The organism is Microbacterium schleiferi, assembly GCF_015565955.1.
GTDB lineage: Bacteria > Actinomycetota > Actinomycetes > Actinomycetales > Microbacteriaceae > Microbacterium > Microbacterium schleiferi_A.
In genome coordinates this window covers 2,368,826-2,391,919 of sequence record NZ_CP064760.1, presented here as the reverse complement: position 1 = coordinate 2,391,919, position 23,094 = coordinate 2,368,826, and the positions used below count along the sequence as shown (strand labels likewise).

General features: G+C 67.6%; 22 protein-coding genes and 1 pseudogene. 14 read left to right on the top strand and 9 right to left on the bottom strand.

Annotated elements, in window-relative coordinates; translation table 11 throughout:
- The first annotated feature begins 89 nt into the window (after positions 1–89).
- The gene (locus IT882_RS11565; RefSeq protein WP_195691979.1) at positions 90–452 is read left to right on the top strand and encodes a nuclear transport factor 2 family protein; all 363 of its coding nucleotides are present in this window, start codon (positions 90–92) and stop codon (positions 450–452) included.
- Positions 453–547: 95 nt separating this feature from the next.
- Positions 548–1,003, top strand: a complete 456-nt coding sequence (locus IT882_RS11560; protein WP_195694335.1) for an ASCH domain-containing protein — start codon at positions 548–550, stop codon at positions 1,001–1,003.
- Positions 1,004–1,014: 11 nt separating this feature from the next.
- Here the strand turns inward: IT882_RS11560 and IT882_RS11555 are convergent, their stop codons facing one another.
- The 3 genes from IT882_RS11555 to IT882_RS11545 are packed head-to-tail and all read right to left on the bottom strand — an operon-like array spanning position 1,015 to position 2,530.
- Complete coding sequence (locus IT882_RS11555; protein WP_195691978.1) at positions 1,015–1,833, bottom strand: hypothetical protein; 819 nt, start codon at positions 1,831–1,833, stop codon at positions 1,015–1,017.
- Entirely contained in the window at positions 1,830–2,054 is a 225-nt protein-coding gene (locus IT882_RS11550) for a helix-turn-helix domain-containing protein (protein WP_195691977.1), read from the bottom strand. Before IT882_RS11550 ends, IT882_RS11555 begins: the two co-directional genes overlap by 4 nt.
- Positions 2,054–2,530 carry a DUF2975 domain-containing protein gene (locus IT882_RS11545; RefSeq protein ID WP_195691976.1) on the bottom strand — a complete coding sequence of 159 codons (477 nt, stop codon included), beginning with the start codon at positions 2,528–2,530 and terminating at the stop codon, positions 2,054–2,056. The genes IT882_RS11550 and IT882_RS11545 overlap by 1 nt, the downstream gene beginning before the upstream one ends.
- Positions 2,531–2,646: 116 nt before the next feature.
- On the opposite strand from IT882_RS11545, the gene IT882_RS11540 reads away from it, so the two are divergent.
- Positions 2,647–3,807 (top strand): hypothetical protein, encoded by a 1,161-nt coding sequence (locus IT882_RS11540; protein WP_195691975.1) that lies wholly within the window; start codon positions 2,647–2,649, stop codon positions 3,805–3,807.
- Here IT882_RS11540 and IT882_RS11535 read toward each other — a convergent pair.
- Complete coding sequence (locus IT882_RS11535; protein ID WP_195691974.1) at positions 3,804–4,634, bottom strand: LLM class F420-dependent oxidoreductase; 831 nt, start codon at positions 4,632–4,634, stop codon at positions 3,804–3,806. The two genes, IT882_RS11540 and IT882_RS11535, sit on opposite strands and share 4 nt — an antisense overlap.
- 381 nt (positions 4,635–5,015) lie before the next feature.
- On the opposite strand from IT882_RS11535, the gene IT882_RS11530 reads away from it, so the two are divergent.
- Together IT882_RS11530 and IT882_RS17135 are read left to right on the top strand one after the other, a co-directional pair.
- On the top strand, positions 5,016–6,185 hold the full coding sequence (locus tag IT882_RS11530; RefSeq protein ID WP_195691973.1) for an RtcB family protein: 1,170 nt from the start codon (positions 5,016–5,018) through the stop codon (positions 6,183–6,185).
- 71 nt (positions 6,186–6,256) lie between these two features.
- Complete coding sequence (locus tag IT882_RS17135) at positions 6,257–7,294, top strand: DUF1990 family protein (protein ID WP_324253882.1); 1,038 nt, start codon at positions 6,257–6,259, stop codon at positions 7,292–7,294.
- On the opposite strand, the pseudogene IT882_RS11515 reads toward IT882_RS17135, so the two are convergent.
- Positions 7,197–9,268: pseudogene (locus IT882_RS11515) on the bottom strand (heavy metal translocating P-type ATPase). The gene IT882_RS17135 and the pseudogene IT882_RS11515 sit on opposite strands and share 98 nt — an antisense overlap.
- 75 nt (positions 9,269–9,343) lie before the next feature.
- Positions 9,344–10,840 (bottom strand): amidase, encoded by a 1,497-nt coding sequence (locus IT882_RS11510; RefSeq protein WP_195691972.1) that lies wholly within the window; start codon positions 10,838–10,840, stop codon positions 9,344–9,346.
- A gap of 121 nt (positions 10,841–10,961) precedes the next feature.
- Here IT882_RS11510 and IT882_RS11505 point away from each other — a divergent pair, with 121 nt between their 5' ends.
- Positions 10,962–11,645: a TetR/AcrR family transcriptional regulator gene (locus tag IT882_RS11505; protein WP_195691971.1), complete on the top strand. Its 684-nt coding sequence runs from the start codon at positions 10,962–10,964 to the stop codon at positions 11,643–11,645.
- Between the two features lie 29 nt (positions 11,646–11,674).
- On the opposite strand, the gene IT882_RS11500 is transcribed toward IT882_RS11505, so the two are convergent.
- Positions 11,675–12,448 carry an SDR family NAD(P)-dependent oxidoreductase gene (locus tag IT882_RS11500; RefSeq protein WP_229382087.1) on the bottom strand — a complete coding sequence of 258 codons (774 nt, stop codon included), beginning with the start codon at positions 12,446–12,448 and terminating at the stop codon, positions 11,675–11,677.
- Positions 12,449–12,566: 118 nt separating this feature from the next.
- On the opposite strand from IT882_RS11500, the gene IT882_RS11495 reads away from it, so the two are divergent.
- Positions 12,567–13,376 (top strand): TetR/AcrR family transcriptional regulator, encoded by an 810-nt coding sequence (locus IT882_RS11495; RefSeq protein ID WP_195691969.1) that lies wholly within the window; start codon positions 12,567–12,569, stop codon positions 13,374–13,376.
- Here IT882_RS11495 and ald read toward each other — a convergent pair.
- The gene (gene ald, locus IT882_RS11490) at positions 13,268–14,353 is read right to left on the bottom strand and encodes an alanine dehydrogenase (protein ID WP_195691968.1); all 1,086 of its coding nucleotides are present in this window, start codon (positions 14,351–14,353) and stop codon (positions 13,268–13,270) included. The two genes, IT882_RS11495 and ald, sit on opposite strands and share 109 nt — an antisense overlap.
- Positions 14,354–14,543: 190 nt before the next feature.
- Between ald and IT882_RS17130 the strand changes: the two genes are divergently transcribed.
- The 5 genes from IT882_RS17130 (at position 14,544) to IT882_RS11470 (ending at position 17,606) form a co-directional block, all read left to right on the top strand.
- Positions 14,544–14,678, top strand: a complete 135-nt coding sequence (locus tag IT882_RS17130) for an AsnC family protein (protein WP_324253881.1) — start codon at positions 14,544–14,546, stop codon at positions 14,676–14,678.
- A 71-nt stretch (positions 14,679–14,749) separates the two neighbouring features.
- Entirely contained in the window at positions 14,750–15,013 is a 264-nt protein-coding gene (locus IT882_RS17125; protein ID WP_324253880.1) for an Lrp/AsnC ligand binding domain-containing protein, read from the top strand.
- 129 nt (positions 15,014–15,142) lie between these two features.
- Positions 15,143–15,994, top strand: a complete 852-nt coding sequence (locus tag IT882_RS11480) for a transporter substrate-binding domain-containing protein (RefSeq protein WP_229382086.1) — start codon at positions 15,143–15,145, stop codon at positions 15,992–15,994.
- Positions 15,991–16,875: an amino acid ABC transporter permease gene (locus IT882_RS11475; protein WP_195691967.1), complete on the top strand. Its 885-nt coding sequence runs from the start codon at positions 15,991–15,993 to the stop codon at positions 16,873–16,875. Before IT882_RS11480 ends, IT882_RS11475 begins: the two co-directional genes overlap by 4 nt.
- Positions 16,872–17,606 carry an amino acid ABC transporter ATP-binding protein gene (locus IT882_RS11470; RefSeq protein ID WP_195691966.1) on the top strand — a complete coding sequence of 245 codons (735 nt, stop codon included), beginning with the start codon at positions 16,872–16,874 and terminating at the stop codon, positions 17,604–17,606. The genes IT882_RS11475 and IT882_RS11470 overlap by 4 nt, the downstream gene beginning before the upstream one ends.
- A 29-nt stretch (positions 17,607–17,635) precedes the next feature.
- Here the strand turns inward: IT882_RS11470 and IT882_RS11465 are convergent, their stop codons facing one another.
- The gene (locus tag IT882_RS11465) at positions 17,636–19,162 is read right to left on the bottom strand and encodes a SulP family inorganic anion transporter (RefSeq protein ID WP_195691965.1); all 1,527 of its coding nucleotides are present in this window, start codon (positions 19,160–19,162) and stop codon (positions 17,636–17,638) included.
- Positions 19,163–19,410: 248 nt separating this feature from the next.
- On the opposite strand from IT882_RS11465, the gene IT882_RS11460 reads away from it, so the two are divergent.
- Both IT882_RS11460 and IT882_RS11455 read left to right on the top strand, forming a co-directional pair.
- Complete coding sequence (locus IT882_RS11460) at positions 19,411–20,595, top strand: sensor histidine kinase (RefSeq protein ID WP_195691964.1); 1,185 nt, start codon at positions 19,411–19,413, stop codon at positions 20,593–20,595.
- 75 nt (positions 20,596–20,670) lie between these two features.
- Entirely contained in the window at positions 20,671–23,076 is a 2,406-nt protein-coding gene (locus IT882_RS11455) for an acyltransferase family protein (RefSeq protein ID WP_195691963.1), read from the top strand.
- Positions 23,077–23,094 lie beyond the last annotated feature (18 nt).

Below are 23,094 nucleotides of genomic sequence, written 5' to 3'. Positions count from 1 at the left end.
TCCTCGTCACCCTCACGACGAACGCAAACCCACAGATTCGACAGGGCCTGTGCGTCTCCTTGTCGGGACCGCGTGCGAAGGTGGGAGCCATGGATACGGATGCCGTCGGGCGCTGGGTTACGGAGTACGAGAGAGCCTGGCGTGACTGCGATGCGCCAGCGGTGCGCGATCTTTTCACCGAGGACGTGCACTACCTCACGTCCCCATACGAAGAGCCGCTCGCCGGGCACGAAGCGATCGAGGCTTTCTGGAACGATCCGCGCCCGTTCGACATGGGGGTCGAGTCGGTCACGCTCGATGGATTCCACGCCGTTGTGCGTGTGCGAGTCAACTACCGCGACCCCGACCAGGAGTACCTCGACCTCTGGGAGCTCGACTTCGCGCCAGACGGGCGCGTCGAGCATTTCGTCGAGTGGGCTTACTGGCCCGGCAAGAGCTTCACCGCCTCGTAGAGCGAGGTGGCGGACCATACGTGCGAACGGGCCTACTATGAGGAGCCGTGAGCTCCGTTCCCGCCATCTCTGTTGACCTGGAGGCGGGGAGGCGGATGTGGAGCGACTACTCCGCCGCGTTCCCCGACGCTGCTGCCGCAGGCCCCGAGTACACGATCGAGTACTTCGGTGACTCTCCGCGGCTGGCCGATGAGCTGCTCGAACACGTCCTGAGCGGGCGGAAGCGTGCAACATCCGAGCTTGTCGCGGCCTTCGTTAGTCGCGGCGACAGCGTGCCCCGCGTCGGATCCCACTGGATCGCCTGTGACGGCCGGGGCAAGCCCAGGATCGTCATCCGGAGCGTCGAACTGCGCATTGGTGACTTCGCAAGCGCGGATTCCTCGTTTGCGCACGATGAGGGAGAGGACGACCTCAGCCTCGAGAGCTGGCAACGAGAGCACCGCCGGTACTGGACTCGCACGTGCGCTGCGGAAGGGCGCGACTGGTCGGAGGGTGAGGAGATCGTCTTCGAACGCTTCCGCGTGGTGTGGCCTCCGGAGCACGCGGACTGATGGCTGTTCCCTCAGCCCGCGGCCTCGACGGCACACGCGGTCTCGAGCTTGAGGTGCAGCATCCCATCGATCGTCGTCGAGTCACGGATTCTCATCCGTTCGATGGGCAACTCCGTGCTGTAGCGAAAGTCCTCCTGCATCGCTCGATCGGGCATGTACCCGGCGCTATCCCAGGCAGCCAGGATGCGGACCAGTGAGGCCGCGTTATCACCCGTGCGGAACGTGAGGTCGACGGTCAGCCTAGCCCCGACCTCGCCGCACGGAGCTGCGGCCACCGGCGTCTGATGAACGGTTACGGGAGTCTCCTCGGGTGTCCGAAGGGGCGGCGTGCTCGCCTCGATCGTTGCGTGCAGCATCCGCGTGATCTCGTCCCGCGCCTGGGTGACAGTCAGAGGATCCGGTGCTGGCGTCGTGGCTGCCGGCGGCAGGATCGCGGGAGTGTTCCCGATCGCGGATGTGGCTATCTCGGTGAGCTTTTCGACATTGTCATCTCCCCACGCGACGAGCACGAGCGAGCAGGAGAGCAGCACCCCGGACACGAGGCCGGCTGCCAGCCAGTTGACGGATCGCCTCCACACGGCGAAGGCGATGATGGCGCACACCACGATGAGGGTGATGCTCAAGATCGCTGATGCTCCACTCTTGGCCGACGCGGCTTCAGCGATCTCCTCCAGCCAACCAGCCGCTGTCACCGGTTTGTTGTAGCCGACGTCGCCGCTGAGCATCGCGAACAGCACCGAGGCTCCGCACAGCACGACTGTGGTGGCGACGAGGGCAAGAATCGCAAGCGCGTTGATCACTCGCAGCGCGGCGGTGGAGATCCTGCTCACGTGCCGCCGGCGGTCGCATCGGGCTCCCACCGCAGGATGTCACCGGGCTGGCACTCCAACACGCGGCAGATCGCGTCGAGCGTGGAAAAGCGCACGGCCTTGGCTCGGCCGTTCTTGAGGACCGACACGTTGACGGGGGTTATGTCGATGGCGGCGGCGAGTTCCGAAACACTCATTTTCTTCTTCGCGAGCTGCACATCGAGGTCGATCACGATCGCCATCAGACGACCTCAGACAGGTCCTGGCGCAGCTGCGTCGCTTGCTTGAGGAGCCCGCGCATCACGACGACCACCAGAGCGAGTCCCGCTGCACAGATCACCGCGATGACGCCCATGAGCGCGAGGAACGGGCTCCCGGCGCTCGCAAGGGATAGAAGCACGAGGCCTGCAATGACGAGCACTCCCGCGGCGAGGATGCTGGTGATAATGACGTCGACCCAGAGCAGAGCCGTGGCGTCGAAGATGTCTTCCCGCGCGACGCGCGAGAGCAAAGCCCACACGCAGATGAGGACGACCTGGCCGCACAGAAGAAGCGCGTCGACCATGATGATCCCCGGCACTTCGAGTGCAGCGAACTCGGGAGCGGCCAGGGCGAAGCTCGTGGCATTGACGGGAACGAAGACGACCTGACAGAAAACGATCGCGGCGAACAGGATCACGATCAGAGCCTTCGTTGTGACGATCACGACGCGCCGCATGCATCTCCACCTATCGTTTATCGCTTGCAATCTATCGAAAAACGATAGTAGCTTACCTGCGAGGGTCGCAACACGCGGTATGTCGTGCGTGCCTCGCGGCGTGTTGCGACCCCTCGATGAAGACCGAGGAGGGTGTGGAGGTCGCGGTGACGGATCGTGCTGACTGGCTGCGGTCGGCGTATTCTCGGGCGACCTGGCTGGCGCTCCTCGTCGGCGTCATCGTCGGCGCTGCGCTCGGATTCGTGGTCGTTTCGATCGTGGGTTCCGGGGCGCCGTGGGGCGTTGTGACAGTCTCAGGTGTCGCCGGCGGCATCGTCGCAGCGATCGCCGCGGGTGGATGCCTCGCGATCCTCGCAGGCATGAACGCTTATGTGCCGGCGCGCTCGCGCGGTCGGATCGCGATCGCGACGATCACGGCATCCGTGGTTACCGGGGTACTTTCGGTCGCCCTCCTGTGGATCATGTTCCTTCGCGCCGTCCTGTGGGTCGCGGGGATCGCCGCGGTCATCGCGGGGATCGTGGCCATCGCCCTGGCGCTGGCAGCTGAGAAGCGCGCTCCGACCTTGCCGGCTCCGGTGCGGCGCGACCATATTCCCAGCGGGATCGCACTCTGGCCGCTGGGCGCCGCAGCGCTCACTCCGATTGGTGCCGGCGGCTCGATCTTCCTGCTCCGGACACAGCTGCATGTCCAGTGCGGCATTTACTTCGAAGCGGGCGTCTCGCAGATCGAAGCGAACGGGACCTGGGTCTGCGCGGACGGCATCAGCTACCTGATGCCGGGCCTGATCCTGCTCTGCGGGCCCGTCGTGCTGTCTATCGCGGGTGCCCTCGTCGCGCACCTCATCGTCCGTGACCGGTCGGCGCGGCTCGTCTTGACGCTCCTCGCCGCAGCGAGCGTTGGGTGGGTCCTCGGGTGGACGTCGTACGCCTCGCGCGAGTCCGTGCACTCCACGCCGCCGGGCGTCGACTCACTGCACTACTGGTACGTCGCCGTCGGGCCTGCCGCGGCCGTGTCGGCATCCGCCGTGGTGATCGCACTCATCGCGCTCGCCATGCGCCCCGTAATCGCCAGACGGATGCTGGGCCTCGCGATTGCCGGCATGCTCATCGCGAGTGTGGCCTGCCTCGGCATCTCTGCCGGCACATTAGTCGCCGCAGGTCTTCTCGGTGCCGCCTACGGGCGCGGGCCTGTTCACGACGACCCTCTCGCGCCGAGCGAGAACTCCGTTGCCCGCCCCGGCCAGGCCGATGGCGCCCGTATCGACTCGGGAGACTAGTTCCAGGCCGCCGCCACGGCGCGGTACGTCTCGGCAGCGGAGACGGTGGGGACCGCTTGAAGACAGACGTGGTCGGCGCCGGCATCGCGGTGCGCGCGCAGTCCGGCGACAAGAGATTCGGCATTCCCGTGGATGACAATCCGATCGACCAGCTCGTCGCTTCCGGATCCTGCCACGTCTGCGTCGCTGAACCCGCCTCGCTTCATCGTGGTGGTGTAGTTGCTCAGGCCGAGATACGGCGTCAGGAACGTTCGCGCAGCAGCTCGAGCTGACACCGGATCCGTGTCGAGAACGACGGTTTGCTCGGGCGCGATCAGGATGCCGGGGCCCAGCACTGTGCGCGCCTCGGCGGTCTGCGAGGGCACCGTGAGGTACGGATGCGTGCCTGCGCTGCGGGTGCGGGCGAGCTCGAGCATCCGCGGGCCGAGCGCCGACAGCAGGCGGTCTTCGTGCGGCACCCCTTCTGCGTCGAGGACATCCAGATAGTGGCTCATCGCCTCCAGCGGCCGGGCGCGTTCGTGCTGTCGCTCGCGATGCCCGGATCCGATGCCGAGGAGGATCCTCCCGGGGTGTCGGGCAACGATGCGGTGGTAGGAGGCAGCAAGTTCGCGGGCATCCGACATCCATATGTTGACGATGCCGGTCGCGACCACCACCGATTCGGTCGCATCGAGCAGCCGCTCCGCCTCGGTGAGGTCGGCGGCGGGAGACCCACCCAGCCAGATCGTGCCGTATCCGAGCCGCTCGACCTCCTGAGCCGTCGCCTCGTCGATGTCGCTGCTGCGGCGCCAGACGCCGAGTTCACCCAGTCGATCCGTCCACGTCATGTTCGCATCCTCGCATGCGTGCGGATGCCGGGGGTCGAGGGGTGGGGAAGTGACCGACGTCTCCGCGATCGTCGCTGGTTGACGCGCAGCGTGCCTGTCGCTAGCGTTGCAAGGCTGTGCCACCGTGGCACGGCAATCCGGCACGCCGAGAGGACGACGCGATGACTCCCCAGCGGGTGTTTCGCACGCTCGCGGTTCTGGGTCTCAAGCCCCAGAACCGCTACGAGTCGACCCCTCCGGCGCCGGTCGTGTAGACGCATCCGTCTTCCCACGCCCCGCACCGAATGGTCCGGGGCTTTTTCTTTTCCGCGCAGCGGAAGGTGCACCCCGGACGGCCTGCCGGCCCTCCCCGCGCCGCCGGCGCAGAACAGGAAAGGAATCATGGAAAAGCTCACCGACAGACTTCTGTCGTGGGCGAGCCTGATCGATGAGAAGACCATCGATCAGGCGCGCACCTCATCACGGATGCCGTTCATCTACCCGCACATCGCCCTGATGCCCGACGCCCACCTGGGCCTCGGTGCCACGGTCGGCTCGGTCATCCCGACACTCGGCGCCATCATGCCCGCCGCGGTCGGGGTCGACATCGGGTGCGGGATGATCGCTGTCAAGACGCAGTTCACGCGCGCTGACCTTGCGGGACGCGATCTCGCGGAGTTGCGGGGGCAGATCGAGCGAGCGATCCCGCTGTCGGCAGGGCATGACAACCGGAAGATCGTCGCGAGCGCTGAGCCGCGGGTGGCGGAGCTCGAGGAAGCCGCGCAGGCTGCCGAGTTTGACCCGGCGTCGTACGCGGCGCACTGGCGCCTGCAGCTCGGGTCACTGGGCAGTGGCAACCACTTCATTGAGGTCTCGGCCGACGAAGCCGACGTGGTGTGGATGTTCCTGCACTCGGGGTCGCGGGGAGTGGGTAACAAGATCGCTCAGCACCACATCAAGGTCGCCCAGCGGTTGGCGAAGCAGTGGTGGATCGATCTGCCCGACCCGGATCTTGCCTACCTCGTCGAGGGCACGCCCGAATTCACCCGGTACATCCGGGAACTGCGGTGGGCGCAGAGGTTCGCGCTGCTGAACAGAGAAGAGATGATGGACCGCGTCGCGAATCAGCTTGGTCGGTTCCTCGGCGAAACGGTGCAGGAGCAGGAGCGGATCAACTGCCACCACAACTTCACCGAGTCGGAGATGCACTTCGGCAAGCGGGTCTGGGTTTCCCGGAAGGGTGCGATCCAGGCCGACGCGGGACGCGCAGGTCTCATTCCCGGATCCATGGGAACCGCGTCGTACGTCGTGGTCGGCAAGGGCAATCCGGTGGCGCTGCACTCTTCTCCGCATGGCGCGGGCCGCGAGTACTCGCGGTCGGCGGCGCGGAGAACCTTCACCCACGACCAGTTGCGTGAGGCGATGGTCGGCATCGAGTACCGGGACACGAATGCCTTCATCGACGAGATTCCGCAGGCGTACAAGCCGATCGATCGGGTCATGGCGGATGCCGCGGATCTGGTCGAGGTGAGGCATACGCTGCGTCAGCTCGTGAACGTGAAGGGCGACTGATGCGTCTCGCCCGGGGGAGCCGGCTCCGGTTCCCCCGGGCGCGGTGACACCCGATCAGGCAGGATCGGAGGATGGCCAGTCGATTCGTCGTGCGCACCCGCGCTGAGGTGGCTGCGGAAGAACTCTTCGACATCTCGCTCGACATCGACACGCACGTCGCCTCGATGGAGCAATCCGGTGAGCGTGCGATCGGTGGCGTCGTCTCGGGTCGGATCGACCTCGGCGAGGAGGTCACCTGGCGTGCACGTCACTTCGGTGTCTGGTTCACGATGACCTCGCGGATAGCCGCACTCGATCGCCCTAAGCGATTCGTTGACGAACAGGTGCGGGGTCCGTTCCGATCGTTCCGCCACGAGCATCGATTCGACGATCGCGGCGGGGCAACCACCATGACAGACACCATCGACGTCGCGTCACCGATCCTCGGTGTGCTCGCCGAACGCGTCGTGCTCGTGCCCTACCTTCGTCGACTCATCCGGCTTCGCAACGGGCATCTGCTCGACCGGCTCGGACTCGCACCATCCACCGACCCCGGTGCCGCCGTCTGGGAGTCGGGGGAGTGCTACCCGTTCCGGGCCGCCGAGAGCACGACTCTCCTCGGTCACGGGGCAAAAGTGTGGGAGTTTGCCGCTCGCGAGGTGCTCCGCTGGGGCGTGAAGACCCGCAGTGGGTTCCGGGTCGCTGACGTTCGCGATGTCGTGCCCGGTGAGCGGCTGCAGATCACCGCGCGCGTCGGTCCCGTCAGGGTTCGTGAACCGGTCGAGGTTCGCCGCGTCATCCGTGAACCCGACCGGGTCGGCTTCTCCTATGCCGCACTGCCGGGACACCCGGTGCGCGGGGAGGAGGCATTCATCGTCCATCGCGACGGCGACGAGGTCTTCCTCAGCATCCGGTCGCTCACGGCCCCCGCTGACCGGGGACTGTGGCGATTCGCATACCCCTGCTGCGGGTGGCCCAACTCGTCGCGCGACGCCGCTACCGGCGCGCGCTGCGCTGAGATCGACCCGGAACCTACCGGCGCGCAGCTCGAACGGCGGCCGCGGGGTCGAGGTCGATGCGCCGCAGGAGTTGGGCGTTCAGGGCCACGACGACCGTGGACAGCGACATGAGGATCGCCCCGACCGACATCGGCAACACGAACCCGATCGGAGCCAGGATGCCGGCGGCCAGCGGTACCGAGATGAGGTTGTACCCGCCCGCCCACCAGAGGTTCTGCGCCATCTTGCGATGGGTGCGGCGCGACAGCGCGATCACCGATAGCACGGAGCGGGGATCGGAGGTGGCGAGGATCACCCCGGCCGAGGCGATCGCAACGTCCGTCCCCGCGCCGATGGCGATGCCGACGTCGGCCTGCGCGAGGGCGGGAGCATCGTTGACGCCGTCGCCGACCATCGCGACCCGCTTCCCCTCACTCTGGAGTGCGCGCACCGCATCGGCCTTGTCTTCAGGCCGCACCTGCGCGAACACGCGGTCGATGCCGAGCTGGTCGCCGACGGAGTCGGCAACGCTCTGAGCATCCCCGGTGATCATGATGACAGCGATCCCGAGAGCATGCAGGGCCTCGACGGCCTCGCGGGACTCCGGCCGCACACGGTCGGCCAGTGCCAGCGCTCCGATCACCTTCCCATCTCGCGCGACATGCAAAATGATGGCTCCCTCGTCGCGCCAGGATGCCGCGGCCTCGACCTCCCGGGCGCCGAGCTCTTCCAGCATCCGGGGCCCGCCCACCCGGATCTCGTGTCCGTCGACCGTCGCTGCGACGCCGACCGCGGGGAGGAAGAGAAGCCGCGTGCCTCGGGAACCGGGATGCCGCGTTCTTCCGCCGCGCGAACGATGGCGGCGGCAAGTGGGTGCTCGCTGGGCGTCTCAGCGGCCGCGGCCAGGGCCACGACCTCGTCGTCGCTGGCGCCCGTCCCCGCCACGCCCGTGATCGCCGGCGCGCCCTGCGTGAGGGTGCCCGTCTTGTCGAAGAGCACGGCGTCGACGGTGCGCATGCTCTCGAGCGCGAGTCGGTCCTTCACGAGAACACCGGCGTGCGCTGCGCGTTCGGTGGCGATCGAAACGACGAGGGGGATGGCCAGCCCCAGCGCATGGGGGCAGGCGATCACGAGTACGGTGATCGAGCGGACGACGGCGGAGTCAGGGTCTCCGAGGAGCGTCCACACGGTAGCGGTCACCACGGCCGAGCCGAGGGCAAACCAGAACAGCAGCGCGGCAGCCCGATCGGCCAAGCGCTGTGCGTGGGATGACGAGTTCTGCGCCTCGGTGACCAGTCGCTGAATGCCGGCGAGCGCCGTCGCATCCCCGGTGGCGGTGACCTCGATCCGTAGCCCCGAGTCGACAGCGACGGTGCCGGCCGTGACGGTGTCGCCAACGCCGCGGGAGATGGGGCGGGATTCTCCGGTCACCATCGACTCGTCCATGTCGGCCCGGCCGTCGATTACCCGGCCGTCGGCGGGTACGCTCGCGCCCGGGCGCACCACGACGACATCGCCCACGCGCAGCTCGGCGGGCGCGACGGTGACGATCTGATCGCCCTCCACGCGCTCCGCCTCGTCGGGCAGCAGCGCGGCGAGCGAGTCGAGCGCCGAGGTCGTCTGCGCGAGGGAGCGCATCTCGATCCAGTGGCCCAGCAGCATGATCACGATCAGAAGCGCGAGCTCCCACCAGAACTCGAGCGTGTGGTCGAGGATGCCGACAGTCGCGCCCCAGGATGCGAGGAAGGCGACGGTGATCGCGAGTCCGATCAGGAGCATCATCCCGGGCGTGCGCGAGCGAAGCTCTGAGACGGCGCCCGTCAGGAAGGGCCAGCCGCCCCAGACGTACATGACGGTGCCGAGAACAGGAGCGACAACCAGCGCCCAGTCGGGGACCGCGTAGCCCAGGATCATCGCGAACATCGGCGAGGTAGCCACGACCGGGATGGCAATGAGGAGGTTGATCCAGAAGAGCCGTCGAAACTGGCCGACGTGGTCCCGGTGGCCCGCGTGATCCCCGTGGCCCGCGTGATCCTCGTGTTCCGCGTGATCGTGGTGTTCCGCATGAGCGGACATGGGTGTTTCGCGGCTGTGTGCGTCGGTCATCGCCGTCAGTCCCTCCGTCGTTGCGGGACAACAACGATACCCCGTGAGGGTATTCCGACCGAGGGAGTGACGACGCTACGCGTGCAGTGTGCGGGCGACGTCGGGCGTGCCGACGGCGCCGGCTCGCGCCTCAATGTCGCGTGCCGCCGCCAGCGCGATGTGCTCTCCGTTGCGGGCGGCGATCACCTGGACACCCGAGGGGATCCCGTCGGCGTCGAGCCCGGTGGGAACGGCTACCGACGGCAAGCCCAGGAAGTTGACGGTCACGAGCAAGCGGTGGTCTCGCCACAGCTGCGTGGTTGCCTCGGGGCCCGACAGGTCGTACCCGATCTTCGGCATCCGTCGCGCGGAGACAGGGCCCAGCACGATGGGGTACTCGGCCTGGAAACGTTCCCAGGCGGCGGCGATGGCGAGGCGCTGGCCCCACGCGCTCACGTAGTCGCCGACCGTTTCGAGAACGGTGACTTCGCTCGCATTGTCGAGGAAGTACTGCGTTGCCCCCGCTCCGAGGGGCACCTCCCGCGCTCCCGGGGCGAACGAGTCCACCAGCTCGGTGACCGAGAGCTGGCGCCACAGCGAGGCGGCGTCTTCGATCAGCGGCGGCTCCACCTCGACAACCTCCCACCCGGCGCGAGCCAGGGCGTCGGCAGCGATCGAGAGGGCCTCGTCTACTTCGGGATCGATGCCCCAGCCGAGGGGGTCGCGGGTAAGCGCAACGCGACGCACGCCGTCATAGGTAGAGGGGTGCGGAATGGATGCCGCGGTCGGATCGAGCCCGTCAGCGCCGTGCATGAGCGAGAACGCGAGGTCGAGGTCGTCTATTGTTCGCGCCAGGGGCCCGTTGACGGAGAAGAACTGCTCGGTCAGCGGCCATGCCTGGATGGGTGTCACAGCGGGGATTCGCCCCGCTGAGGGGCGCAGTGCACACACGCCAGCGGCATAGGCCGGGAGCCGCAGTGATCCGCCGTAGTCATTGCCGAGGGCGATGGGCGTCATCCCTGTTGCAACAGCGACGGCGTCGCCTCCGCTGGACCCGCCAGGAACCCGGTCGTGATCCCAGGGATTGAGGGTTCGACCGAACAGTTCGTTGTCGGTATCCCACCGCAATCCGGTCTCGGGCATGTTGCCACGACCGATCGGGATGGCTCCAGCAGCCATCAGGCGCTGCACGATCGTTGCGTCGGAGGTCGGCACGGCATCCGCGAGGAAGGTCCACCCCTCGGTCGACGCCGACCAGGTGATATCGATGTTCTCCTTGATCGTGAAGGGCACGCCGGCGAGCGCGCCGATCTCCTCGCCTCGCGCGATGCGACGGTCCACGTCGTCTGCCAGCTCTCGTGACTTCTCCTCGAACACGACGGTGAGCGCGTTCAGCGTCGGGTTGAGATCACGGATGCGTGCAAGGTGTGTGTCGATCACCTCGCGTGCCGTCACCTGCCCGGTGCGCACGAGGTGCGCGATCGTGTGGGCGCTGGACTGCAGGAGGGGAGGGCGTTCGCTGTCATCTAAGCCTCGAGATCGGAGCGGTGGGGTCTGTGTCGGATGTCGGTCTGCCGCCACGAAGCGAGACATCCAGTTGGGGAGAGTATGGCGATAGTTAGTGAGATAGTCAATGATATTCACTAAAGACGTTTCGGGGCGGCGCGATCCACTCGCTCCGGTAGGGTCGAGGACGAATGGGAAGAGGCTGACAGTGAGCGAAACCACGCGCGTAAGGCGCAAGCGCGGGTCGATCACGCAGGACGAGATCGTCACGGCGGCGCTCCGGCTCACCGACCGTGAGGGTGAGTCTGCACTGACGTTCGCGCGCTTGGGACACGAGCTCAAGGCATCGCCGACCGCGGTCTACCGGCACTTCGCGAACCGGAACGAGATCCTGCGTGCCCTCGCGAACCATCTCGACGGCATCTCTATCGACGGCTACGTGCCTACTGACGACTGGCGGCGTGACCTGGAAGACCTGGGGTGGCGCGCCTGGCGCACCGCGATCACGCACCCTGCTGCTGCAGCGATCTCACTGTCGTTGGTTTCGAACGGCGCCAACGAGCTGCGGGCTGTCGAGTGGGTACTGCGGGCCATCCATTGCGCCGGCGTATCCGGCCGCGACGCCGTCGTTCAGTACCAGGTGTACACGAATCTCGTGCTCGGGTCGGCGGGGGCTCAGGCGGCGCGGCTCAGTGCTGCCGACGCCGTGGAGTCCTCAGAAGGATGGATCCAGGTCTACGCGCCGAAGGATCCGTCGCGGTACCCGCACGCCGAAGCGGTGAAGGCCGAACTCACCTCGGTGACCTACGAGGAAGTGTTCGCCAAGCAGATGCAGATGTACCTTGACGCCCTGGCGATGACCAGCGCGGGCCGGTCGGAGGCCCCGGCGTAGGGAGCGAGCTTGCCGGCGATGCGGGAAGATCAGGCGCCTCGTTCTTCGGCGATGGTGTTGGCGCCGTCGACGACCAGGAGCTGGCCCGTGATGTACGAGGCCCCGTCGGAAGCGAGGAAGGCGATCGCGTGCGCGACCTCATCCGCCGTTCCGGAGCGGCCAACCGGCGTCGCGCGTCCCATCGCGCGCTCGTGATCGCTCGCTGACCCGGTGTCGATCCAGCCGGGGGCTACCGCGTTGATGGTCACGCCATCGGCCGCGGTATCGATGGCAACAGCTCGCGTGAGTCCCACCATCCCGGCTTTCGCTGCGTGGTAGGCGACGTCGCCGGGATAGGCGGCGACGGGCCCTGACACGGAGGCGACATTGACGATCCGACCGAACCCCGCTGCGCGCATGAGCGGCACGGCAGACCGAATCATCCGGTAGGCGGTCGTCAGGTTCCGATCGAGCGAGGCCTGCCACTGTCCCAGGGAGAGATCCTGAATGGGCGCGGGGTCATCGGGGTCCGCGACCGAGGTCATCCCAGCGTTGTTGACCAGAACATCGACGCTCCCCGAGATTCGTGTCGCCGCGGCCATCACCGCTTCGGCGCCCTCGTCTCGCGTGAGGTCGGCGACAACTCCGGTGGCCGTGACGCCGATCGCGTCGAGTTCTGCAACACGGTCGAAGATTCGGTCCGTCGTCGAGGTGACGACAACGTTCATGCCGGAGAGTCCGAGCAGCCGTGCGGCGGCGAACCCGATACCGCGTTCTCCGCCGGCTCCGGTGATGATGGCGGTGCGCCTCGGCTGTGCGGACACGTCTGTTCCTCTTCTCGATCGGCTGTTCCATTCTTGCGGGGAGCAAGACGGCACCGATTCGAGGGCTAGGCTAGCAATAGTTGAACGTTCGTCCAAGACATGATCAGGCAGGATCTCCATGGCCGAGTCATCCGTATCGCCCGGAGCGAAGGGCGCGCATCGGAAGGCGCTGATCATCGACGCGGCGCTCACGATCGTTGGCCGGGACGGCCTCGGACAGTTGTCGATGCGCTCGCTTGCCGCCGAAGCGGGTGTTCCCCTGGGCGCGATCGGCTACTACTTCGAGAACAAACGCGCGCTCATCCTCGAGACCTTCGATGCCCATTCGCGGCGTGAACTGGAGCGCGTCATTGGCGCTATCGCGTCGATGGGACGTGCTGCGTCACCGCAGAAGCTTGCGGAGGTGCTGATCGACTTCGTCCTCGACGGGCTGCGCAACACGCAGTGGCGTCTTGTCGCGGAGTACGAGTACCTGCTGGAGGCCAGCCGGATGCCTGAGCTGGCGCGGGCCTCGACGCTGTGGCAGCAGTCTCTGCGCATTGCGGTCGCGGACGCTGTTGAACGGCTCGGCTCGCACCATCCCGGTGCCGATGCTCAGGTCATCCTCGCGGTGCTCGTCGGTCTCGAGGTCGAGAACCTCACGGGAAAGCCCCCAGCGGCGCGCAGCGAACAGACATCGAGCGCACGATCAGGCACGCCATCGATGGCGCGAGCGCCGCGTGGTCCGGTCCAGCCGCCGGCGACTCGCGGGGTGACGCAGCCGCCGATGGCTGAGGGTCAGCCCTCACCGCCGATCGGCGGGTTTCGCCGCGAAGCCGGTCACATGCCGAACGCGGCGCGCACCCCGTCGTTGACGACGACTCCTGCGCGGACGTTGAGTCCGCGGGCGAGGGCCGGATCGGCCTCGGACGCTGCATCCCAGCCGTAGTCGGCGATCGTCGCGATGTAGGGAAGCGTGGCGTTGCCGAGCGCGCGCGTGGACGTGTGCGGAGCCGCTCCGGGCATGTTCGCGACGCAGTAGTACAGGGACTGGTGCACCGGGAAGGTGGGGTTGTCGTGGGTCGTGGGGTGCGACCCCTCGAAGCATCCGCCCTGGTCGATCGCAATGTCCACGAGCACGGAGCCGGGCTTCATTGCGGCGACCATCTCGTCGGTGACGAGCTTGGGGGCCGCAGCGCCGGGGATGAGGACCGAGCCGATCACGAGGTCGGCATCGGCGAGCTGCTCGGCGATCTCGTAGCGGGTGGATGCTCGCGTCTGGATGGCTCCGCCGAAGCGCGCTTCGAGGGCGCGGAGCTTGTGCAGGGAGATGTCGATGACGGTGACGTTTGCACCGAGGCCCAGGGCGTTTGCCGTGGCGTGTTCGCCGGCGACGCCGCCGCCGATCACGACGACCTTGGCCTTCGGGGTGCCGGGCACGCCGCCCAGCAGCATCCCGCGTCCGCCGGAGGGGCTCATGAGCGCTTGCGCGCCGACGGTGATCGAGAGCCGGCCCGCGACCTCGCTCATGGGGGCAAGGAGCGGAAGTGCGCGATCGACGGTTTGCACGGTCTCGTACGCGACGGCGGTGGTGCCGGCGCTCATGAGCGCGTCCGTCAAGGGGCGGTCGGCCGCCAGGTGCAGGTAGGTGAAGAGCGTGAGATCCTCGCGCAGCAGCCCGTACTCGGGGGCGATCGGCTCCTTGACCTTGACGACCATCTCGGCGCCGCCCCAGGTCTCTTCCGCGCTGTCGGCGATCTGGGCGCCCGCTGCCACGTAGGCCTCGTCGGTGAACGCACTGCCAAGTCCCGCGCCGCGCTGCACCGTCACCGTGTGTCCCCGGCTCACGAGCGCGTCGACTGCTGCCGGCGTCATGGCGACGCGGTTCTCGTTGTTCTTGATTTCGGTGGGTACGCCGATCCGCATGAATCTCTCCGTTCTTCCTTGAGCATCTTCCGTGAGAGCGGCCACACAGCTCGCCGTCGGAACAGAGAATCGCACGATCGTCGGTTCTTTGTGTTTCAGAACGAAGAAATTCACCGAGAAAGCGCTCATCAGGGCACCAATTCATGACGAAAGGTTGGTGTATCGGCTGTAATGCCGAAGAATATTCGCCATGGAGAAGGAACTCGACCCCATCGACGAGCGCATCGTCGCGCTGCTTTCCGCCGACGGCCGGATGACCAACGCGGCGCTCGCGGACGCGATCGGCCTGGCCCCTCGACCGTCCACACCCGCGTTCGCGCCCTGACCGACCGCGGGGTCATCGCGGGGTTTCACGCCGCACTCGATCAGCGCGCCCTCGGACGCGGGCTGCAGGCCGTGATCGGCGTCACCCTCCGTCCCGGCGCGCGCCAGGAGAGCATCCGCGCGTTCACGCAGGAGGTGCGACGCATCCCCGAGGTGATCCAGGTCTTCTTCCTCGGCGGTGCGGATGACTTCCTCGTGCACATCGCGGTCGAAGACTCGTCGGCGGTGCGGCGCTTCGTCGTCGACCATCTCTCGGCTCGGCACAGCGTCGCATCCACCCGCACGAGCCTCATCTTCGAATACCACCGCAACGGCGTCGCGGCCGACTTCGACTAGGGCAGGCTCCCGCGGCGAGGCGGAGGCGTAAGAAAGCGCCGCGGAATTGGGCCCCGGGGCCCCACACGACGGATGATGGAGGAACGGCGCATCACAGCACCCGTGCGCCGACCCACCCTTGGAGGCCCTGTGTCCCGTCCCTCTGGCGCATCGCGCGCCCGCATCCTTGCCGCCGCTGCCGCACTCACGGTCTCGGCGCTCGCCCTGGCCGGCTGCGCCGGTTCGAGCGAACAGACCGATTCTGCCGATGCCGCGTATGTGACGCCTGGAAAGCTCACTGTCGCGACCGGGCAGACCGCCTACGAGCCGTACGTCATCAACGATGACCCGGCATCGGGCGAGGGCTTCGAGGCGGCCCTCGCGTACGCGATCGCCGACAAGCTCGGTTTCGCCGCCGACGATGTCGAGTGGGTGCGGACGAGCTTCGAATCCGCGATCGCTCCCGGTCCGAAGGACTTTGATTTCAACATCCAGCAGTACACGATCACCGACGAGCGCAAGCAGGCTGTCGACTTCTCGTCGCCGTACTACTCCGCAGCGCAGGCGGTCGTCGCCCTCGAGGGCGGGCCGGCGGACGGTGTCACCGATATTGCGGGGCTCAAGCCGCTCGTGTTCGGCGCGATGTCGGGATCGACCAGCGCGCAGACGATCGACGCTGTCGTGCAGCCCGATACCGCTCCGCAGCTGTACTCCTCGAACGAGGATGCCGTTGCCGCCCTCAGCGCGGGGCAGATCGACGCCTTCGTGATCGACCTGCCGACGGCCTTCCTCGCGACCTCGCAGTACATCGAGGACTCGTTCATCGTCGGTCAGCTGCCCCTCGGTGGCATCGCTGACGAGTGGGGTGTGGTTCTGGCCAAGGACTCTCCCTTGACCGCGTCGGTTTCGGCAGCGATCGACGAGTTGCGCGCCGACGGCACCCTCCAGCAGATCACCGAGCAGTGGCTGGGTGCCGAGCAGGACGTTCCGATCCTGCAGTGACCCCGTCCGACCCGGCCCTCGCGCCCGCGAGCGGCGGCGGGCTCCCGCCGCCGAGCGCCCTTGAGCTCGACCGCCGCGCCTACCGGCGCCGGCGGTCGCAGCGCTCGGTCCTGCTGGCTATCGCGTCGACCGTCGTCTTCGCGGCGATCGTCTGGGTCAGCGTCATCCAGACGCCGGGATGGGCGGCGGTGCAGGAGGCGTTCTTCGACCCGCGGATCGCGCTGGAGGCACTGCCGAAGGTGTGGGACGGGTTCCTTCTGAACCTGCAGGTTCTCGGGCTGTCGGTCATCACGGTCAGCGTCGTCGCGCTGGTCGTCGCGGTGCTGCGCACCCTCCGCGGCCCGGTGTTCTTCCCGCTGCGGGTTCTGGCAGCCGGCTACACCGACCTGTTCCGCGGGTTCCCCTTCATCATCGTGCTCTACCTCGTGGGATACGGGATCCCCACGATCGTCGGGGAACGGATCGAGCCCGTCATCCTCGGGGTGATGGCGGTCACTCTCACCTACTCGGCGTACGTCGCGGAAGTCATCCGTGCCGGGATCGAGGCGGTGCATCCCTCGCAGCGGTTAGCGGCGCGCGCCCTGGGCCTCGGGCACGCGCAGACACTGCGGCACGTCGTGCTGCCCCAGGCGCTGCGCAAGATGACGCCGCCCCTCATGAACGACTTCATCTCGATGCAGAAGGATGTCGGCCTGATCTCGATCCTCGGAGCGGTGGATGCCATCGCCGCCGCGCGCTCCGAGGTCTCGCTCACCTACAACTTCACGCCGTACGTCGTTGCCGGCATCCTGTTCGTGCTACTGGCTGTGCCGACGATCCGAGTGGCTGACTGGTATACGGCGAGGCTGCAGCGCCGCGAGCAGGCGGGATCGATCCTGTGACCGCGGTGCTGCGGGCCGAGGGCCTCTGGAAGAGCTTCGGCGAGCAACCCGTCCTGCGCGGCGTGTCGCTCGAGCTCTCCCGCCACGAGGTCGTGGCGCTGATCGGTGCGAGCGGCTCGGGAAAGTCGACCCTGTTGCGCTGCCTCAATCTGCTCGAAGGCATCGACGATGGCCGCATCCTGCTGGGGGACCAAGACATCTCCGATCCGCGCGTTGACGCCGACCGGGTGCGCTCGCGCCTGGGAACCGTCTTCCAGAGCTACAACCTCTTCCCTCACCTGAGCGTGCTCGACAACGTCACGCTCGCGTCGCGCGTCGTGCGACGGATGCCGCGGCGCGACGCCGAAGAGCGGGGGAGAGCCCTTCTCGACCGCGTCGGGTTGGGGGCGTTCGCCGGCGAGCATCCTGACCGGCTGTCGGGAGGTCAGCAGCAGCGCGCGGCGCTCGCCCGCGCCCTGGCCACCGACCCCGACGTGCTCCTCCTGGACGAGATCACCTCGGCCCTTGATCCTGAGCTGGTCGGCGAGGTGCTGGGGCTCGTGCGGCAGCTGGCCGAGGACGGCGCGACGATCCTCATGGCTACCCACGAGATGGCGTTCGCCCGTGATGTGGCTCACCGCGTGGTGTTCCTCGATGAGGGCCGCGTGCTCGAGGAGGGACCGCCAGCTCAGGTGTTCGGCGCGCCGCGCGAGGCCCGCACGAGGGAGTTCCTCACCCGTTTCCGCGCCTAGCCCGGTTCAGCCCGGCGACGAGCTCGGCGTCAGTGGCCGGCGCCGAGCTCGCCCGACAGCCTGCCGTGGAAGTCGGTTGTGGCCTCGTTCATCCCCTCGAGGATGACGCGCTTGCCGCGCTGCTCGTACTTCGTGACGACGGCATCCAGGGCGGCGACCGTCGAGGCATCCCAGATGTGAGAGTTCGACATGTCGATGATGACGCGGTCGGGGTCATGCGAGTACTCGAACTGCGTCGTGAGGTCGTTGCTGGAAGCGAAGAACAGCTCGCCGTCGACGGTATAGCGCACCGTGGGGACCGATGCCTCGGCATCCGGCTCACGGCGCACCTGGACGAAGTGGGCGACGCGCCGGGCAAAGAGCACCATCGCCGCGAAGACACCGACGACCACACCGATCGCGAGGTTGTGGGTCCACACCGTCACGATGACGGTGATGAGCATGACGGCGGTCTCGCTCTTGGGCATCCGTCGCAGGGTCGACGGACGGATGCTGTGCCAGTCGAAGGTCGCGACCGAGACGACGATCATGACGGCGACGAGGGCCGCCATGGGAATGACCGCGACGATGTCGCCGAGCACGAGCACGAGGATCAGGAGGAAGACGCCCGCGAGGAAGGTCGAGATGCGCGTGCGTGCGCCGGACGCCTTGACGTTGATCATCGTCTGGCCGATCATCGCGCACCCGCCCATGCCGCCGAACAGGCCCGACAGGATGTTCGCGCCGCCCTGCCCGAAGGCTTCGCGGGTCTTGCGTGAGTGGGTATCGGTGATGTCATCGACGAGCTTTGCCGTCATGAGAGATTCGAGCAGTCCGACGACGGCCACTGCGAGGGCGTACGGGGCGATGATCTGGAGGGTCTCGAGGCTGAACGGGACGTTCGGGATGAACAGCGTCGGAAGACTCTCGGGCAGATCACCCTGGTCTCCGACGGTGGGGATGTTCATCGCGAAGACGACAGCTGCGGCCGTGAGCAGCACGATCGCCACGAGCGGGGCGGGCACGATCTTGGTCCACAGCGGCATGAGGTACATGATCAGCAGGCCGGCGACGACCATCGGGTAGACGAGCCAGGGCACGTCGATCAGCTGCGGGAACTGCGAAACGAAGATCAGGATCGCGAGCGCGTTGACGAATCCGACCATGACGCTGCGGGGGATGAAGCGCATGAGCTTCGCGACCCCGAGGGCCGCGAACACGATCTGGATGAGGCCGCCGAGCAGAACCGTCGCGACGAGATAGTCGACGCCATACTCGCGTGCCACGGGCGCAACCACGAGCGCGATGGCGCCCGTCGCTGCGGTGATCATCGCCGGCCTGCCCCCGAGGAAGGCGATCGCCACCGCCATGACGAACGACGAGAAGAGGCCGAGGCGCGGATCGACCCCCGCGATGATCGAGAAGGCGATCGCTTCGGGGATCAGGGCGATCGCGACGACCAGGCCCGCGAGCACTTCCCGGGTCAGCAACCTCGGGCTTCGCAGCGCGTCAAGCACGGTCGGTTCGATGCGGTAGCGGCCAGAGGTCTCGGGCGCAGCGGGGGCGGTATCGGTCACGGCACTCCAGGGGCGAGGGCAGGGCGGGCGCCAGGAATGGGCGCGGGAACGGGCGGCGACCACCCTACCCGGGAGTGCCTGAGCGTTGCTAACTCCGCAGAATCGCTCGTGGTTCGGAGTTCTCCGGGCCGGATGCTGAGAAGACCGCGCGAAAGTGCGGGGTTCGCGACGGCCGGCGCCGGCGCTCGCGGCCCCGAGCTCCCACCCACGCCGTAGTGTGTTCCGGGTTGGCGACGAAGGGACGAGGGATGACGACAGTCGAGGATGTCACCCGGGTCGAGGCGATCAGCCACTACGACCTGATCGACTCACCACCCCGCTCGGACCTCGAGGGGCTTGTGCGCCTGGCCGCCCTGCTCTGCGGGGTCCCAACCGCCGTGATCAACATCATCGACGATCGGTTCCAGCATCAGATCGCGGCGGTGGGGATGGAACCCGCGGTATGCGACCGCGACGACTCCCTGTGCGTCGCGGTGCTTGCGCAGCGCACCCCGGTCGTCGTCCCAGACGCCCGGGAGGACCCGCGGTTCAGCGCCAACCCCTTCGTCACCGGCGACATCGCTCGCGTCCGCTTCTACGCATCCAGTCCGCTCGTGACCCCTGACGGCGTCGTCATCGGGACGCTGTGCGTCTTTGACGAGAACGTCCGTGATCTCGATTCTGAGACTCAGCGCGCGCTCGACATCCTGGCGAACCAAGTCATCGATGTGCTCGAGTTGCGCCGCATCACCCGCGAACTCCTGCAGACGAACGAGATGCTCTCGCAGTTTGCGGGACAGATCAGCCATGACCTGCGCAATCCGCTCACGGCGTTGACGGGCTTCCTGGAGCTCGCATCCGACAGTCCCGACATCGACCATGCGCCGCAGGCCGCCAGGTCACTGGCTCACGCCGAGTCCGCCGCCGACCGGATGGCGGCGATGATCGCCGACCTGCTCGAGTACGCCCGGCGTGGATCCGCGGCGCCGCGGCCGCACACCGTGCGGCTCGACGAACTGGCGACGGAGGTTGTCAAGGATCTCCGCGTCGCCATCACCGCAGCGGGAGCGGACGTCGTGGTGGATGCCGATCTTGAGGTGTGGGCTGACCGCACGCTCTTGGGTGTTGTCATCCAGAACCTCATCGCCAACGCCGTGAAGTTCGCCGCAGCGGATGGGGTGGAGCCGCGTGTCGAGGTGCGAGCAGAGGTGAGTTCACCGGGCTGGCTCATCACCGTCGACGACAACGGGCCGGGCGTCCCCGTGGCGCTCCGGAGGCGTGTGTTCGATTTCATGGATCGCGGCAACGCGGAAGGCGTCGACGGCCTCGGCATCGGGTTGGCGACGTGCCGTCGCATCATTCAGGCACACGGAGGCCGCATCGGTATCGACGATTCTCCGCTCGGTGGTGCACGGGTGTGGATCACGCTGCCGTCCCGCCCTGACGTGCGCTGACTGACACTCAGAGAAGTCCCGGCTGTCTTTCGCGTTGGCCGGAAGCGCTCCCATAGAATTGTCGGCGGCCTCGCCATGACTCCCGATCCTTCCCCTCACCCTGCGCCTCGCCGCGACATCCAGGGCCTGCGCGCTCTTGCCGTCCTGGCGGTCGTCGGCGCGCATGCCGTGGGGTGGCCCGCCGGAGGATTCGTCGGGGTCGACATCTTCTTCGTGATTTCCGGCTTTCTCATCACGGGGATGCTGCTCGCCGAGTTGCGCCGTCGGGGCCGCGTGTCGCTCGGCGGCTTCTATGCGCGTCGCGCACGTCGCATCCTTCCCGCTGCTCTCGTCACCCTCGGCGCGGTCGTGGGTGCCGCGTTCCTGCTGTTCAATACGGTCCGGGCCGACCAGACGCTGTGGGATGCCGTCAGCGCGGCGCTGTTCGTCTCGAACTGGCACTTCGCGGCTCAGGGCACGGACTACTTCCACGCCGCCGATGCCGTCTCACCGCTGCAGAACTTCTGGTCACTCTCGGTCGAGGAACAGTTCTACCTCGCCTGGCCGGGCCTGCTCGTTATTCTCGCGCTGCTGGTGCCCATCGCAGCGCGCCGACGCGGGGTCATCCGGATCGTCGTGGCGGTCGCGGCGGGAGCGGTTGTTGCGGCATCCTTCGCGTGGGCGCTGACGCAGACCGGGGCGCAGCCCACCGTCGCCTACTTCTCCACGCTGACGCGGGCCTGGGAGCTCGCGGCCGGGGCGCTCCTGGCCGCAGCGGTCCCGGTGCTTGCCCGCATTCCTCGGGCGGTGGGAATCACGCTGAGCTGGGTGGGACTTGCCGGTGCTGTCTCCGCGCTCGTGATCATCGAGCCGACCGAGCCCGGCTTCCCCGCGCCGTGGGCCGCGCTGCCGGTTGCGGCGACCTGTCTCGTGCTTGCCGGGGGCGTGGCAGGGGATCCGAGGCAGCGACACCTTTTCCCTCTCAGCAACCCCGTCAGTGTCTTCGTCGGCGACATGTCGTACTCGCTGTACCTGTGGCACTTCCCGGTCATCGTCTTCGCCGCAACCCTGCTCCCCGCCTCCGATCAGCGGTTGTGGATCGTGCTTGCGGCCATTGCCGTGCTCAGTCTCGCCTCGTACTTCATCGTTGAGCAGCCGTTGCGGTACGCGCCGTGGCTGGGTGCTCGGACGCCGGCAGCGCCAGATCGGGGAGCATCCGCTCGGTCCTCGGCGACGCCCCAGCCGCCCGCCGCGCCGGCCCGTGCGGCCTCCGCAGCCCCCGCTGCGAGCTCGACGCGGCCGCCGGGATGGACCCCGGGGACCCGGTACTTTCCCGACAGTCGACGGGGTCCGCTTCCCCCGGCCGCCCCCGCAGCGTCCGCCGCTCCCATTGCATGGACTGCTCCCGCCGCCCCTGCCGCGCCGGCCGTGGACGTTCCGGTCGCGCCCGCGGACGATGCGACGGTGACCGATGGCGAGGTCGCTGCCGGTCGGCTGTGGCGTGAACGGTTCGGCGCGCAGATCTTCTTGGCGACGGCAGGTCTGCTGGCCGTCGCGCTGGGAACGGCAACCTGGGTACACGCCACCTCGGGTGCCGGCCCGCTCATTCAGGTGCCGGCGCTCGCTGCTCCCACGGCACCGGCGCCGGCGGAAGACCCGACAGCGCAGCTGCAGGCAGAGCTTGCTGCAGCAGTCACGGCGACGGCCTGGCCCGAGCTGCATCCATCGCTCGACGAGGTGATGGCGCAGTCATCCGGAGCGAACCCCGCGCATGACTGCTTCTCGCCGACCGTGACGCCTGACCCGGCGGCGTGTACATGGGGGAGCGGCGATGCGCCGACCCACGTGTATCTCGTCGGCGACTCCACGGCGATGGCCTATGCGCCGGCGTTCCGGGCGCTCGCGGATAGCAGCGGCGGGCAGATCGCGGCGACGACGGTCGGGCTGTACGGATGCCGATTCACCGACGTGCTCGTGCAGAATGACGGCGATGGCATCATGGCCGCCTGTGAGCAGCGCAAGGAGTTCGTGCGGCAGCTGATCGCAGCCGATCAGCCCGCGCTCGTCGTGCTGTCGAACGCCTTCACGCTCGGACGCTCGACGGCCGGCGTAGACCTGTCAGCGCAGGACCTCGCCGCCGCGGCTCAGGCCGAAGCCGCCACCTACGGGATGGCGGGGCGTGTCGTCTACCTCGCCCCGCCTCCGCAGGGCGTCAACCTCGGCGCGTGCTACTCACCGGTGTCATCACCGTCTGCGTGCATGTCGGCGGTCGACGACACGTGGAAGGCGATGTGGGAAGCCACGGTGGCCGCCGCGGCGGCAACCGGTGATCACGCCATCGATGCGCTGCCGTTCAGTTGCTGGGAAGAGATCTGCCCCGCCTTCGCCGGAACGATTCCCACGAAGTACGACCAGACGCACCTCACCGTCCCGTACTCCGAGCACATCGCTCCGTACCTGGAGTGGGCGCTTCAGAGTCAGGGTCTGCTTCCCGGCGGGTGATCGGTGACGCCGCCCTCG